The 14064-nt window shown below is 69.3% G+C and carries 14 protein-coding genes; 7 read left to right on the forward strand and 7 right to left on the reverse strand.

Annotated elements, in window-relative coordinates:
- Positions 1-35: 35 nt before the first annotated feature.
- The gene (gene rfbA / locus ELQ94_RS07485; RefSeq protein ID WP_127048769.1) at positions 36-899 is read right to left on the reverse strand and encodes a glucose-1-phosphate thymidylyltransferase RfbA; all 864 of its coding nucleotides are present in this window, start codon (positions 897-899) and stop codon (positions 36-38) included.
- Positions 900-1049: 150 nt separating this feature from the next.
- Positions 1050-1655, reverse strand: a complete 606-nt coding sequence (gene rfbC / locus ELQ94_RS07490; protein ID WP_127048771.1) for a dTDP-4-dehydrorhamnose 3,5-epimerase — start codon at positions 1653-1655, stop codon at positions 1050-1052.
- Between the two features lie 182 nt (positions 1656-1837).
- On the opposite strand from rfbC, the gene ELQ94_RS17430 reads away from it, so the two are divergent.
- The 4 genes from ELQ94_RS17430 (at position 1838) to rfbB (ending at position 5874) form a co-directional block, all read left to right on the forward strand.
- A complete protein-coding gene (locus tag ELQ94_RS17430; RefSeq protein WP_208007582.1) occupies positions 1838-2683 on the forward strand; it encodes a CAP domain-containing protein in 846 nt (281 codons plus the stop codon).
- A 114-nt stretch (positions 2684-2797) separates the two neighbouring features.
- The gene (gene rfbD / locus ELQ94_RS07500) at positions 2798-3667 is read left to right on the forward strand and encodes a dTDP-4-dehydrorhamnose reductase (protein ID WP_127048775.1); all 870 of its coding nucleotides are present in this window, start codon (positions 2798-2800) and stop codon (positions 3665-3667) included.
- Complete coding sequence (locus ELQ94_RS07505; RefSeq protein WP_243696911.1) at positions 3664-4800, forward strand: glycosyltransferase family 4 protein; 1137 nt, start codon at positions 3664-3666, stop codon at positions 4798-4800. The genes rfbD and ELQ94_RS07505 overlap by 4 nt, the downstream gene beginning before the upstream one ends.
- Before the next feature lie 75 nt (positions 4801-4875).
- Complete coding sequence (rfbB, locus tag ELQ94_RS07510; RefSeq protein WP_127048777.1) at positions 4876-5874, forward strand: dTDP-glucose 4,6-dehydratase; 999 nt, start codon at positions 4876-4878, stop codon at positions 5872-5874.
- Between the two features lie 106 nt (positions 5875-5980).
- Here the strand turns inward: rfbB and ELQ94_RS07515 are convergent, their stop codons facing one another.
- The 5 genes from ELQ94_RS07515 to ELQ94_RS07535 all read right to left on the reverse strand — a co-directional run bounded on the left by ELQ94_RS07515 (position 5981) and on the right by ELQ94_RS07535 (position 10650).
- Positions 5981-7282, reverse strand: coding sequence for an LCP family protein (locus ELQ94_RS07515; RefSeq protein WP_127050181.1), 1302 nt, complete (start codon positions 7280-7282; stop codon positions 5981-5983).
- A gap of 53 nt (positions 7283-7335) precedes the next feature.
- Complete coding sequence (purE, locus tag ELQ94_RS07520; RefSeq protein ID WP_424976968.1) at positions 7336-7854, reverse strand: 5-(carboxyamino)imidazole ribonucleotide mutase; 519 nt, start codon at positions 7852-7854, stop codon at positions 7336-7338.
- 82 nt (positions 7855-7936) lie between these two features.
- Positions 7937-9115 (reverse strand): 5-(carboxyamino)imidazole ribonucleotide synthase, encoded by a 1179-nt coding sequence (locus tag ELQ94_RS07525; protein WP_279432489.1) that lies wholly within the window; start codon positions 9113-9115, stop codon positions 7937-7939.
- A 91-nt stretch (positions 9116-9206) separates the two neighbouring features.
- On the reverse strand, positions 9207-9761 hold the full coding sequence (locus tag ELQ94_RS07530) for a PH domain-containing protein (RefSeq protein WP_127048781.1): 555 nt from the start codon (positions 9759-9761) through the stop codon (positions 9207-9209).
- Positions 9762-9855: 94 nt separating this feature from the next.
- On the reverse strand, positions 9856-10650 hold the full coding sequence (locus ELQ94_RS07535; protein ID WP_127048783.1) for a biotin--[acetyl-CoA-carboxylase] ligase: 795 nt from the start codon (positions 10648-10650) through the stop codon (positions 9856-9858).
- A 178-nt stretch (positions 10651-10828) separates the two neighbouring features.
- Here ELQ94_RS07535 and ELQ94_RS07540 point away from each other — a divergent pair, with 178 nt between their 5' ends.
- The 3 genes from ELQ94_RS07540 to ELQ94_RS07550 all read left to right on the forward strand — a co-directional run bounded on the left by ELQ94_RS07540 (position 10829) and on the right by ELQ94_RS07550 (position 14049).
- The gene (locus tag ELQ94_RS07540) at positions 10829-12400 is read left to right on the forward strand and encodes an acyl-CoA carboxylase subunit beta (RefSeq protein WP_243696970.1); all 1572 of its coding nucleotides are present in this window, start codon (positions 10829-10831) and stop codon (positions 12398-12400) included.
- A gap of 11 nt (positions 12401-12411) precedes the next feature.
- Complete coding sequence (locus ELQ94_RS07545) at positions 12412-12663, forward strand: acyl-CoA carboxylase epsilon subunit (protein ID WP_127048785.1); 252 nt, start codon at positions 12412-12414, stop codon at positions 12661-12663.
- 591 nt (positions 12664-13254) lie between these two features.
- Complete coding sequence (locus ELQ94_RS07550; RefSeq protein ID WP_127048787.1) at positions 13255-14049, forward strand: SDR family NAD(P)-dependent oxidoreductase; 795 nt, start codon at positions 13255-13257, stop codon at positions 14047-14049.
- The last annotated feature ends 15 nt before the right edge of the window (positions 14050-14064 follow it).

Here is a 14064-nt window from a genome sequence, read left to right on the forward strand (position 1 = left end):
CACAGCTGTGAGGGCGGCATCGTCCGTTCCATGGGTCAGTGACCCAGCAGAGACTGCAGGTACCGGCCGTAGCCGCTCTTGACGAGCGGGGCGGCGATGGTCGCCAGCTGCTCGTCGTCGATCCACCCGGCGCGCCAGGCGATCTCCTCGATGCAGCCGACCTTGAAACCCTGTCGGTCCTCGATGACCCGGACGTACTCCGATGCCTGCATCATGGACTCGAACGTCCCCGTGTCGAGCCAGGCCGTGCCGCGGTCGAGCACCTGCACGTGCAGCGTGCCGGCGTCGAGGTAGCGCTCGTTGATCGTCGAGATCTCGAGCTCGCCGCGCGCGCTCGGCTCGATCGTCTTCGCGATCTCCACGACGCTGTTGTCGTAGAAGTAGAGGCCGGGGACGGCGTAATTGCTCTTCGGGTTCTGCGGTTTCTCCTCGATGGAGACGGCCGTGAAGTCGTCGTCGAACTCCACGACGCCGTAGGCGGTGGGGTTCGCCACGTGGTAGGCGAAGATCATCGCCCCCTCGACCTCCATGTTGCCGCGGAGGGAGGACCCGAGGCCGGTGCCGTGGAAGATGTTGTCGCCGAGGACGAGGGCGACGCTGTCGTCCCCGATGAACTCCTCGCCGATGATGAAGGCCTGCGCGAGACCGTCGGGCGACGGCTGGACGGCGTATTCGAGGCGGATGCCGAGATCCGACCCGTCACCGAGAAGAGCGCGGAACTGCTCGTTGTACTCGGGCGTCGTGATGATGAGGATCTCGTCGATGCCCGCCATCATCAGCGTCGACAGCGGGTAGTAGATCATCGGCTTGTCGTAGATGGGCATCAACTGCTTGGAGATGCCCTTCGTGATGGGCCAGAGACGAGTGCCGGATCCACCGGCGAGAACGATGCCACGCATAGTCCGTCATCCTAGCGAATCTTCGAGCGTCGCCCCCGAACGCACTCCGGCTGGGCATCAGCGAAACGCCGACCCTGACCCTCACAGTGGTCCTGATCCGCTTCGAGCTCGGCCCGGAGCCGGCGACCGCGCGCGGTCCCGGCGTCGAGGTCATCGCGTCGAGAGGGAGCCGTAGAAGGCCCGAGCGGCCTCCCACTCGGGGAGGATGCCGGCTGACCGCGCCTCGGCGAGCGTGGGCGCGTCCGTGTCCTTCGGGGACAGCAGGAGCTCCCCGGCCTCGTCGGGGAAGACGAGGCCGATCTCGGGGTCGAGCGGGTTGATGCCGTGTTCGCGATCCGGGCGGTAGACGTCGGTCACGAGGTAGTTGACGGTCGCGTGATCGGTGAGCGCCACGAACGCGTGACCGAGGCCCTCGGAGATGAAGATGGCCCGCCGGTCGATGTCATCGAGGAGCACGGAGTCCCACTGTCCGAAGGTCGGCGACCCGACCCGGATGTCGATGACGAAGTCGAGCACGGCACCGCGGTGCGCGGTGACGTACTTGGCCTGGCTCGGGGGGATGTCCGCGAAGTGGATGCCGCGGACGGTTCCCCTCGTCGACACGGAGGTGTTCGTCTGGGCGAGATCGATCGATCGGCCGGTGGCCTCACGCAGCGCCTCGGCCTTGTACGACTCGAGGAACATGCCCCGGTCGTCCCCGATGAGTCGGGGGGTGATCTCGAAGCTGTCAGGGATCGAAAGGGGTCGAATGTTCACGAGGAGAGCCTATCGGGTGCCGCCCGGACGCCCCGGGGGATCCCGCATCGTCCCTCCCACGCCTGTCAACGGACTTGCTCACAGGGCCACTGCCGTTTACTTTTGTCACAAGCCCCCAGCAGCACCGCATGACACCGTCACCTCCCGTCTCCCGACCGGGACCTGGACCGAGGACACTTCTCATGAAACGGATGCTCCGGCTCTTCGCCGTACTCTCCATCGGAATCCTGGTCGGATCCGCGTCGGCCGCCACGACGATGCCCGCACCGGCTCACGCCGAGACCAGCACGCAGTCGGTCATCCGGATCACGAACGAGCACCGCGCCGCCAACGGCCGCGCCGCGCTGACCGCCGAGCGCAGTCTGAACCACCTCGCCCAGGCATGGGCGAACAGGATGGCGACCACCGGGAAGCTCGAGCACAGCACCAACGCGTGGCGGAGCGGCAGCGCGACCCCGGGATACACGCTCTGCTGCGGGGAGAACATCGCCAAGGGGTATTCGGCGCCCGGCACGATGGTGAAGGTCTGGATGGGGTCGAGCGGTCACCGCGCGAACATCCTCGACGCCCGTTTCACTCATATCGGCGTCGGCTACAACGCGAAGGGAAACTTCTGGGTCCAGCTCTTCGCCGCGTACCCGAAGCCGACGGCGGCGACGGCGGAGACCGCCACGCAATCGGTCATCCGGATCACGAACGAGCACCGCGCCGCCAACGGCCGCAAGGCCCTGACCCCTGAGCGCAGTCTCAACCATCTCGCCCAGGCCTGGGCGAACAAGATGTCGGCCGACGGGAAGATGGTGCACAGCACCAACGCCTGGCGGAGCGGGAGCGCCACCCCCGGATACACGCTCTGCTGCGGGGAGAACATCGCCTACGGCTACACCTCTCCCGGCACGATGGTGAAGGCCTGGATGGGATCGAGCGGTCACCGCGCGAACATCCTCGACGCCCGGTACACCCACATCGGTGTCGGCTACAACGCGAAGGGCCACTACTGGGTCCAGCTCTTCGCGGCCTACCCCTAGGCCGCGAGGAGGCCCGTCCGCCCCGGCCTGATGCGCTCGGACGGGCCGCGCGGCCGGACGGGGCCCGGAGCCCGCTCCGCGTAGAATCGGTCTCGGCCCATTCGAAGGAGCAGGATGCGATACCTCATCACCGGCGCGAACGGCATGCTCGGCACCGACCTGCGGGCGGTGCTCGCCGGACGGGACGTCACTGCCCTCGCTCGAACCGACCTCGACGTGACCGACCTCGAGGCCGTCCGCGCGGCCGTCTCCGGATACGACGCCGTTCTGAACGCCGCCGCCTACACCAGGGTCGACGACGCGGAGACGAACGAGGACGCGGCCTTCGCCGTCAACGAGACGGGACCGCGGAATCTCGCGATCGCCGCTCGGGAGGCGGGCGCGAAGCTCGTGACGATCTCCACGGACTACGTCTTCCCCGGTGACGCGACCGAGCCGTACGCGGAGGACACCCCGCGCGACCCGATCAATGCCTACGGGCGCAGCAAGGCCGCCGGCGAGGAAGCCGCGATCGCCGAGCACCCCGACGGCGCCTTCGTCGTGCGCACCGCGTGGCTGTACGGCGAGAACGGCCCGAATTTCGCCGCGACGATGGCCCGACTGTCGACGGCGCACCCCACCGTCTCGGTCGTCTCCGATCAGCACGGCCAGCCCACCTGGACGTTCGACCTCGCGCAGCGCATCGTCGAGCTGCTCGACGCGGACGCCCCCGCCGGCGTCTACCACGGCACCAACGCCGGTCGCACGACCTGGCACGGCTTCACCCAGGCGATCTTCGAGGAGCTCGGGCTCGACCCCGAGCGCGTCCTCGAGACCGACAGCTCGACGTTCGCGCGACCGGCGCCACGGCCCGCGTTCTCTGTCCTCGGCCACGACGGCTGGTCCGCGGCCGGTCTCCCGCCGATGCGCGACTGGCGAGAGGCGCTCCATGCGGCCGTGGCCGCGGGGGCAGTCGCCGTTCCACCCGCGCCCGCCGCATCGTGAGCGTCGTCCTCCGGGTCGTCGTCGATCAGATGGCCACGCCGGCCCCCAGCGGGATCGGCCGCTACACCCGTGAACTGACGCGAGGCCTCGTCCAGACGGCTCCCCCACGGTGCGCCGTCGAGGGCATCGTCTCGGCCCTGCCGCAGGAGAAGGTCGATGCGCTCGAGGCGCAGTTGCCCGGGCTCGCGGCCCTGCACCGCACGACGCTCCCCCGCAGGGAGCTCGCCGCCGCGTGGCAGCTCGGCATCGCGCCCACCCTCGCGAGCGGCATGATCCACGCCCCCGGCCTCCTCGCGCCGCTCGTGAAGCACGAAACGTCGAACGATGGAACGCAGATCGTCGTGACAGTGCACGACACACTCGCGTGGACGCACGCGAAGTCCCTCACCCCGGCGACGGTCGCGTGGAACCGCGCGATGCTGAAGCGGGCGCGGAAGCACGCCGATGCCATCGTGGTCCCGTCCCACGCCGTCGCCGAGCGGCTCGCGGACATCGTGGACCTCGGCGACCGCGTGCGCGTCATCGGCGGTGCCGCGAGCGACGACCTCGTCGTCCCGGCGGACGCAGAGGAGCGCGCCGAGCGCCTCGGACTCCCGGACGAGTTCCTCCTGACGATCGGGACGCTCGATCCCCGACGCGGACTGACCGATCTCATCACCGGCCTCGGCCTGCCGGGCTCCCCTGACCTCCCGCTCCTCGTTCTCGGACCGGACACGTGGGGCGAGCTCACCGTCGCGAGCGTCGCCGACGAGGCGGGACTCGCCGAGGGCCGCGTGCGCGCTCTCGGCGTCGTCGACGATGCGGATCTGGCCGTCCTCCTCGACCGGGCGACGCTGTTCGTGCATCCCGGTCGACAGGAGGGCTTCGGGTTGCCGATCATCGAGGCGTTCCGGTTCGGCACCCCCGTCGTGCACTCCGACGACCCCGCGCTCGTCGAGGTCGCCGGCGGCGCCGGAGTCGCCGTGGAGCTCGACGGCAAGGGATACCCGGAGCGGCTGGCGGCCGCGATCGCCTCGACGCTCTCGGACACCGAGCGACTCCGCCGCCTCGGCGTGCTCGCGAGCGATCGCGAGCGCGCGTTCAGCTGGCGCGACTCCGCTGAGCGCGTCTGGCAGCTGCACGCCGATCTCTGATCGATCACGAGCGGTTCTCCGCAACAGGCGCACCTGCCCCGGGACGCGATCGGACGCGCCCGTTAGGATGATCGAATGTCCAAGCTTCTCGTGACCGGCGGTGCCGGCTTCATCGGTTCCAATTTCGTCCACCACGTCATCGCGAACACCGACTCGCACGTGACCGTGCTCGACTCGCTGACCTACGCGGGCAACCTCGCCTCGCTCGACGGCCTCCCGGAGGACCGTTTCACGTTCGTGAAGGGCGACATCACCGATGCGGCCCTGCTCGACGAGCTGTTCCCCAGCGTCGACGCCGTCGTGCATTACGCCGCGGAGAGCCACAACGACAACTCACTCGACGACCCGCGTCCCTTCCTCGACACGAACATCATCGGTACGTTCACGCTGCTCGAGGCGGCCCGGAAGCACGGCACCCGCTTCCACCACATCTCCACGGACGAGGTCTACGGCGACCTCGAGCTCGACGACCCGGCGAAGTTCACGGAGAACACCCCGTACAACCCCTCGAGCCCCTACTCGTCGACGAAGGCCGGCAGCGACCTCCTCGTCCGCGCCTGGGTCCGCTCCTTCGGCGTGCAGGCCACGATCAGCAACTGCTCGAACAACTACGGCCCGTACCAGCACGTCGAGAAGTTCATCCCGCGCCAGATCACCAACGTGCTGCGCGGCGAGCGACCCAAGCTCTATGGGGCGGGCGAGAACGTGCGCGACTGGATCCACGCGGACGACCACTCCTCCGCCGTCCTCACGATCCTCCAGAAGGGCACGATCGGGGAGACCTACCTCATCGGCGCCGACGGGGAGAAGAACAACAAGGAGGTCGTGGAGCTCATCCTGTCGGCCCTCGGGCAGCCGTCCGACGCCTACGACCACGTCGTCGACCGCCCCGGCCACGACCTGCGCTACGCGATCGACTCGACGCGGCTCCGGACGGAACTCGGCTGGGAGCCGCGCTACGTGGACTTCGAGGCCGGCCTCGCCGCCACGATCGAGTGGTACCGCGACAACGAGGCCTGGTGGGCGCCCGTCAAGGACGCCACCGAGGCCCGGTACGCGGCCCAGGGTCAGTAGCCTCCCCCTCCGTACGAAGGAGAAGACCGCGGGAGTACTCGAATCGTCGAGTACTCCCGCGGTCTTCTGGTTCGTAGCCGTAGCCGTCGCCGTGGCTCGGGCGAGGCTAGCCGCCGTCCGTCGTGCCGTCGGCCTCCGGCGCGAGGTCCGCAGCGATGAGCTCGCGGATCGCGGCGAAATCCGGATCGTCGGGATCCACCGTGGGAGGCGTCAGCTCGACCGACTCGATCGGCTGCTCACGGGTCTTGGTCGCGAGATCGACGAAGTAGGACAGCATGCCCTGAGGGATGTCCGTCTTCACGATCTTGGCCCCCGCGTCCGCGATCGCCTCGAACTTCGTCAGCACGTTGCCGGGTGTGAACTGGGTCACGATGGCCTCGATCAGGGTGTTCTGCCGGGCCATCCGGTCCCAGTCGCTCGTGGAGTGACGCGAGCGCGCGTACCACTGAGCGTGGTACCCGTCGAGGATCTGCGTGCCCGGTTCGATCCAGCCGTCGACGTTGTCGAGGTTCTCGTCGCCGCCGATCGGCAGGCGCTCCTCGACGGTGACCTCGACCCCGCCGAGCGCGTCGATGAGGTTCGCGAAGCCCTCCATATCGATGAGGACGTAGTACTGGATCGTGAGACCCGTCACCCCCTCGGCCGCCTCCTTCATCGCCTCGATGCCGGCTGTACTGCCCTCGGCGACCGCGTCCGGATAGAGATCCTGATGGCGCAGTTCCGCCTCGGTGTAGATCGAGTTGAGCTTGCACGCGCTCACATCGCAGCTCTGGAAGCCGTCGGGGTAGAGAGCCGCCATGGGTGAATCCGCGGAGAACGGCGTGTGGCGCATGTCCCGCGGGAGCCCGATGGTGGTCGCGGCGCCCGTCTCCGCGTCGATGCTCATGACGCGGATCGTGTCGGGACGCAACCCGTCGCGGTCAGGCCCCGCGTCACCGCCGAGCAGCAGGATGTTGTACCGTCCGTCGACGGGCGGCTCGACCGCGCCTCCGCCGAAGATCGACGACAGGGTGCCGCGGGTGACCCCGGCGTAGTACGCACCCACGGTGGCCCCTCCGGTGGATACAGCGAGCAGCACGACCGTGGCCGCCGCGATCCACACCCGCGCCCCCGGCGCCGCCTTGACGAGCCGGACGAGCCGGAAGGTGTCCATCGTCAGAACGAGCCACAGGACGGCGTACGCGAGCATCAACCCCTGCACGATCCAGAGGACGATGTCGAAGGTCACGATGGTGATGAAGGCGGACCGGAGGAAGACGAAGAGAGCGAGCCCCACCACCGCGAGCGCCCACAGGGACAGGGTCGCGCCGAGACCGATCCGACCGAGCCTGCGGTTGCCCGCGAGAACCTGGGCCGATCCCGGGATCAGGAAATTGAGGAGAACGAGCCACCAGGCCCGATGGGTCATCACACGCGCCGAGCGCGAGTCCGGATACCGGATCGGGCTCGCGGCGATCCCGCTCACAGGCTCCCTTTGAGTCGTGCGTTCTTCTCGAGCACCTGCTCCTCGAGAGTCGCGGAGTAGGCGTCGAGCGCACCGCGGAGCGCGGCGTCCGACGAGCCCAGGATGCGCGCGGCGAGCAGCCCGGCGTTCTTGGCGCCGCCGATCGAAACCGTGGCGACGGGGATCCCCGCCGGCATCTGCACGATCGACAAGAGCGAGTCCATGCCGTCGAGGCGCGCGAGCGGCACCGGCACGCCGATGACGGGCAGGGAGGTGACCGAGGCGAGCATGCCCGGCAGGTGCGCTGCACCTCCGGCGCCCGCGATGATGACGCGCAGACCCCGCTCGGCCGCGTCGCGCCCGTAGGTGATCATGCGATCGGGGGTGCGGTGGGCGCTCACGACCTCGACCTCGTGGTCGACGCCGAACTCGCTCAGTATCGCGGACGCGTCCTTCATGACGGACCAGTCCGAGTCGCTCCCCATGACGACGCCGACGATCGGGTGCGCAGAATCGTGATGTGGCATAACGCACATGTTAGGTCGAGACCCTGCGACCGCCCTCCAGGCGCGCCCTGCCCCTCCCTCCTCGCTCACCGGAGGAGAGGACGACGGTGCGTCAGAGGGTCGTGAAGAAGGCGGCGGCGGCCCGGGCCTCGTAGACGATCTGGTCGAGATCGTCGCCCGCGACGTTCACGTGCCCCAGCTTGCGGCCCGGGCGCGGACTCTTGCCATAGGCGTGCATCTTCGCCGTGGGGTGCTGCGCGAGCATCGCCGGGTAGTGGTCGACGAGTGCCGAGCCATCCGTCGGTCCGCCCAGGACGTTGACCATGACGCTCCAGTCGGCGAGCGTGCCCGTGGCTCCGAGCGGCAGATCGAGGACCGCGCGGAGGTGCTGCTCGAACTGACTCGTCGTGGAGCCGTCCTGCGTCCAGTGTCCGGAGTTGTGCGGTCGCATCGCGAGCTCGTTCACGAGGATGCGGTCGTCGTCCGTCTCGAAGAGTTCGACGGCGAGGACACCGGTGACTCCGAGCCCCTCCGCCACGTCGAGGGCGATCTGCTCGGCGACGTCCGCGATCCGCCCGGCCGAGCCGGGCGCCGGGGCGAGGACCTCGGAACAGACGCCGTCCTTCTGGATGGTCTCGACGACCGGCCAGGCCTGGACCTCGCCGGACGGGCGGCGGGCGACGAGCTGGGCGAGTTCGCGGCGGAAGCTCACGAGCTCCTCCACGAGCAGCTCAGGGCCGTCCCCTGCGGCCATCGCGGCGAACCAGTCGTCCACCTCTGCGGCCGAACGGACGACGCGGACGCCCTTGCCGTCGTAACCGCCGCGGGCGGTCTTGACGACACCCACACCGCCGTGCTCGGCCAGGAAGGCGTCGAGCGCAGCGGCGTCGGAGATCAGCGCCCAGTCCGGCACGGGCAACCCGAGTTCCTGCAGCCGACGGCGCATCATGATCTTGTCCTGCGCGTAGAGCAGCGCGTCCGGCCCGGGGTGGACCGCGACTCCGGCGGCCTCGAGCGCCCGGAGGACACTCTGCGGCACGTGCTCGTGGTCGAAGGTCACCACGTCGACGTCGCGGGCGAATGCGAGCACCGTGGCCTCGTCGCGGTAGTCGCCCACCGCGGTGGCCGCGATCGCCGCGGGCGAGTCGACGGTCTCGGCGAGCACACGGATCTCGATCCCGAGTTCCAGAGCCTCCGGCACCATCATCCGGGCCAGTTGTCCCCCGCCGATCACTCCGACACGTGGCATGCGCCCACTCCGTTTCCTCGCGAGGACACCGACCGACGGGATCGCCAGCCGGCGCACGACCTCGAGCCTGCTCCGACCCCTCCATCCTCCCCCATCCGGCGCACGGCGCTCGCACGGGACGGCGGGAGAACGGTCACCCGAATCGCGTGGTGCCGCTCGGCGGGTTGGGTCCCGTGGAGTACCCGCCCCCGCCCTGCGCCCGTTCGACGAGCTCGTGGAGTGTCGACTGCACGAGCACGGCTCCGGGGGTATCGACGAGGAGGAGGGGTCGGTCGTTCCCGCTGTCCACGATGATCGTGCCCGACCCGACGAGCATCTGGAGCGGGCCGCGCTTCAGCGTCACCGCGTAGCCGCGCGAATGGAGGACCTCCCGGCGCGTCCGCGTGAACAGGCCGTGCCGCACGATCAGGCGCTTCGTCGTGAGCGTGTAGCTGCGGGTGAGCCAGAAGAGGAACGGGACGAGCACTCCGAACAGGAAGAGGAGGCCGGCCGCGGTCAGCCCGGCGATGAGGTGCCACGACTCCTCGGCGATACCCAGGAGGTAGACGACACCACCCACGAGGGCGATGAAGAGGAGGGACGGGAGGAACAGCACCCGCGCATTCCGGTGCATACGCGCGACGACCTGCTCGGTGGCGCCGGCCGCGCGCGCAGCAGCGCCGGCCTGAGCGTGCGGCTCGAAGGTCATGGACCCATTGTGCAGCACGTGGGGAGCCGGGCCGTGGAGGCCGAGGCGCCAGTCCCCGTCGTCCTCCGGGCCGCCGTCCGCCGTGGGACCCGATTCAACCGGCGTCGGGTCGCACGTGAGTGACGTCGCCGGCGGAGACGGGTAGCAGACCCGATCCGTCGTGAGGCTGCACGACGAGACGACCGTCCGCGTCGATCCCCCGCGCCGTCCCGAGCACGACCCTGCCACCCGGTACCTCGAGCCGGATACGCGACCCGACCGTGCTGCAGCGCTCGGTGACCGCGGCCCGGACACCGCTCGCCGTGGCGTCCCCGCCAGCGTCCACGAAGTCCCGATAGAGAGGGACGAGCGCCTCGAGGTAGGCGGAGAGCACAGCGTCCGGCTCGGTGGTCGTCGCCCCCGCGATCGCGAGCGAGGTGGCGGCGTCGCCGGGCAGCTCGTCCGGAGTGGCCGCCGTGTTGATCCCGGCCCCGACGACGACCGATCCGTCGGCGGTGAGCTCGGAGAGGATGCCGCTGAGCTTCCGGCCACCGACGAGAACGTCGTTCGGCCACTTCACCGCGACATCGGCGCCCGGGATCAGGGAGTCGGCGGCCCGCGCCACCGCGAGACCGGCGATGAGGGGGATCCACCCGAGTCGATCGATCGGCACCGCCGGACGCAGCAGCACCGACACGGCGAGCCCGGATCCCGCCGGGGTGGTCCACGTGCGATCGAGCCGCCCGCGACCCGCCGTCTGCCGGTCCGTCGCGATGACCGACAGGTCGGGCCAGTCCGGATCGGCCGCCGCCGAGACGAGGTCCTGATTGGTGGACGAGCTCTCGGCGCGCCAGTCGAGTCGGGCGGCCGACCGCGCGCTGCGGTCGAGGAGGGGAGCGTCGTCGATCATGCCGACAGGCTAGCGGCGGCGGATGTGAAGGGGTCGAACGCCCGCCCGGACGACCGCGCGGTTGTGGAGGATCGTCCAAGATCGGACCGGTCTCTTGTCGATGGTCGTGCACGTCGCCGCCACCGGGCCCCGGGATAGAGTGACATCCGTGACAGAAGAGCGTACGAGCGAACCCGACATGTACACGACCGCCGGCAAAGTCGCCGACCTCAAGAACAGGTACCAGCAGGCCGTCGTCGACGCCGACGAGGTCGCGCAGAAGAAGCAGCATGCCAAGGGCAAGATGACGGCGCGCGAACGCATCGCCGAACTCCTCGACCATGGCAGCTTCGTCGAGATCGACGAGTTCGTGAGGCACCGCACCCACGCGTTCGGGATGGACAAGTCCCGGCCATACGGCGATTCCGTCGTGACGGGAACGGGAACGATCCACGGCCGTCAGGTCGCCGTGTACTCGCAGGACTTCACGACCTTCGGCGGATCGCTCGGTGAGGTCGCCGGCGAGAAGATCATCAAGGTCATGGACCTTGCCCTCCGCACGGGCGTTCCCATCATCGGCATCCTCGACTCGGGTGGAGCCCGGATCCAGGAGGGCGTCGTGGCGCTCGGAAAGTACGGCGAGATCTTCCGCCGGAACACCGCGGCCTCCGGAGTGATCCCCCAGATCTCGCTCATCATGGGGCCTGCCGCCGGCGGCGCCGTCTATTCGCCAGCCCTCACCGACTTCGTCATCATGGTCGACAAGACCAGTCAGATGTTCGTGACCGGCCCCGACGTCATCAAGACGGTCACCGGCGAGGACGTCGGCATGGAGGAGCTCGGCGGAGCCCTCACCCACAACACCCGTTCCGGTGTCGCTCACTACCTCGCGGAGGACGAGCACGACGCACTCGAGTACGCCCGGACCCTCCTCGGTTTCCTCCCGGACAACAACCTCGCAGAACTGCCCGAGTACGCCACCGAGGTGGAGCTCGAGACGACCGACGCCGACCGCAAGCTCAACACCCTCATCCCCGACTCGCCCAACCAGCCGTACGACGTGCACACCGTGATCGAGCACGTCGTCGACGCCGGGGACTTCCTCGAGGTGCAGCCGCTGTTCGCCCCGAACATCGTCATCGGCTTCGCCCGCGTGGAGGGTCGCACCGTCGGCATCATCGCGAACCAGCCGAACCAGATGGCGGGAACCCTCAACATCGAAGCCGGCGAGAAGGCCTCTCGATTCGTCCGGTTCTGCGACGCGTTCTCGATCCCGATCCTCACTCTCGTCGACGTACCGGGCTACCTCCCGGGCACCGACCAGGAGTGGACGGGCGTGATCCGTCGCGGCGCCAAGCTCCTGTACGCCTACGCCGAGGCGACCGTGCCGCTCGTCACCGTGATCCTCCGGAAGGCCTACGGCGGCGCCTACATCGTCATGGGCTCGAAGCAGCTCGGTGCCGACATCAACTTCGCCTGGCCTACCGCCGAGATCGCGGTCATGGGTGGCCAGGGCGCGGTGAACATCCTCTACCGCGGCGAGATCAAGCGAGCCGAGGAAGCCGGGGAGGACGTGGCCGCCGTGCGGACGCGACTCGCGAACGAGTACACGTACAACGTGGCCAGCCCCTTCCTCGCCGCGGAGCGCGGTGAGCTCGACGGCGTCATCGAGCCGGCGACGACGCGTGTCGCGATCATCAAGGCTCTGCGGACCCTCAAAGGCAAGCGGGCGACGTTGCCCCCGAAGAAGCACGGCAACATCCCCCTGTGAGCGGGCAGACGATGGCAGGACGACACGCAGCTCCCCTGGACGATTCCCCCACCCCGGCCGCCGACGTGCGCGTGGTCACCTCCGGCGCTACGCCGGAGGAGATCGCGGTCGCCGCCGTCGTCGTGGGAGCTCAGCTCGAGGAGGAGCTCGCCCGCTCCACGGCGGACGACGGTCCCGTGCGGAACCCCTGGGCCGTGACGCAACGCAACCTCCGCGCCCCCCTGCGGCCGGGTCCCGGGGCCTGGCGCTTCCCCTGGGCCTGAACCCGGGTCCGAGCAGGTTCCCGCACGGCACGGCGACCCCCTCCATCGTGTCCCCCAAAAAGACGACTAGCGGACACGTTGCCGACGACGCAGACTATGGAGTGCTAGGTGTCTCTCTCATGGAGTTGCATCGCCAGTTGTTCGTCTCACTAGGGTAGAGACGGATTTCTGGGGGCGGGTCGGAGCAGTATTCGGGTTATTGCTCCGACCCGGGGTTTGACAGGGCCGGTTCGAAAGAACCGGCCCTGTTCCGTTAAATCGCTTCGCTCCCCGGGGGCGTGAGGTGCGTGGGGGACTGTATCCGGCGCGATCGCGTTGCCCGCCCAACCGGACACCGGCCCGCATCGGGACACCCAGGACCGCAGGGGCAGGCAGGACGGGCGACCGCAACGCCCGCCCCGGGCGACCGCAACGCCCGCCCAACCGGACACCGGCCCGCATCGGGACACCCAGGACCGCCGGGACGGGCAGGACGGGCGACCGCAACGCCCGCCCAACCGGACACCGGCCCGCATCGGGACACGCCTCGCGATGCCCCGGCCGATCCGCGCACCTGCCCCGCCGGCTCCCTTGCGGGTGCAGGATGGAGGAATGCAGATCGACGTGAGTGGGAAGACGGCCCTCGTGACCGGTTCGACGCAGGGGATCGGGTCGGCGATCGCCGAGGGGCTCGCACGAGCGGGCGCGACCGTCGGCGTGAACGGCCGCAGCGAGGAGAGCGTCGGGCGTGGGATCGACCACCTCCGGTCCCGGGTACCATCGGCGACCTTCCTCCCGGTCGTCGCGGACGTCACGACTGACGACGGTCTCGCACGGACCCTCGATGTCCTCCCCGACGTCGACATCCTCGTCAACAACCTCGGCATCTTCGGTTCACGCGACGCCCTCGAGATCGACGACGCCGAGTGGCGGCGCTACTTCGAGGTCAACGTCCTCTCGGCCGTCCGCCTCATCCGCGCCTACCTCCCCGGGATGATGGAGCGGGGGTGGGGCCGCGTCCTCGACATCGCGAGCGACTCCGCCATCGTGATCCCGCGCGAGATGATCCACTACGGCATGTCCAAGACCGCTCTGCTCGCCGTCTCCCGCGGCTTCGCGAAGGAGGCCGCCGGCACCGGGGTCACCGTCAACTCGGTGATCGCCGGGCCCACCCACACCGGCGGTGTCGAGGACTTCGTCTACGAACTCGTCGACCGCTCCCTCGGCTGGGACGACGCGCAGCGCGAATTCATGCGCCTGCACCGTCCGCAGTCCCTCCTCCAGCGCCTCATCGAGCCGGAGGAGATCGCCAACATGGTCGTGTACCTGTCGTCGCCGCTGGCCTCGGCGACGACCGGGGCCGCCGTGCGCGTCGACGGAGGATACGTGGACTCGATCCTGCCCTGAGGTGGGCGGGCCGTG

Origin of the sequence: Labedella endophytica, assembly GCF_003990045.1 — a bacterium.
GTDB classification, from domain to species: domain Bacteria; phylum Actinomycetota; class Actinomycetes; order Actinomycetales; family Microbacteriaceae; genus Labedella; species Labedella endophytica.

Coding starts and splice junctions, on each gene's coding strand:
- rfbA (WP_127048769.1), bottom strand. CDS start 899: ATGCGTGGCATCGTTCTCGCCGGTGGATCCGGCACTCGTCTCTGGCCC.
- ELQ94_RS17430 (WP_208007582.1), top strand. CDS start 1,838: ATGAAACGGATGCTCCGGCTCTTCGCCGTACTCTCCATCGGAATCCTG.
- rfbD (WP_127048775.1), top strand. CDS start 2,798: ATGCGATACCTCATCACCGGCGCGAACGGCATGCTCGGCACCGACCTG.
- rfbB (WP_127048777.1), top strand. CDS start 4,876: ATGTCCAAGCTTCTCGTGACCGGCGGTGCCGGCTTCATCGGTTCCAAT.
- ELQ94_RS07515 (WP_127050181.1), bottom strand. CDS start 7,282: ATGACCCATCGGGCCTGGTGGCTCGTTCTCCTCAATTTCCTGATCCCG.
- purE (WP_424976968.1), bottom strand. CDS start 7,854: ATGTGCGTTATGCCACATCACGATTCTGCGCACCCGATCGTCGGCGTC.
- ELQ94_RS07530 (WP_127048781.1), bottom strand. CDS start 9,761: ATGACCTTCGAGCCGCACGCTCAGGCCGGCGCTGCTGCGCGCGCGGCC.
- ELQ94_RS07535 (WP_127048783.1), bottom strand. CDS start 10,650: ATGATCGACGACGCTCCCCTCCTCGACCGCAGCGCGCGGTCGGCCGCC.
- ELQ94_RS07540 (WP_243696970.1), top strand. CDS start 10,829: ATGTACACGACCGCCGGCAAAGTCGCCGACCTCAAGAACAGGTACCAG.
- ELQ94_RS07545 (WP_127048785.1), top strand. CDS start 12,412: ATGGCAGGACGACACGCAGCTCCCCTGGACGATTCCCCCACCCCGGCC.
- ELQ94_RS07550 (WP_127048787.1), top strand. CDS start 13,255: ATGCAGATCGACGTGAGTGGGAAGACGGCCCTCGTGACCGGTTCGACG.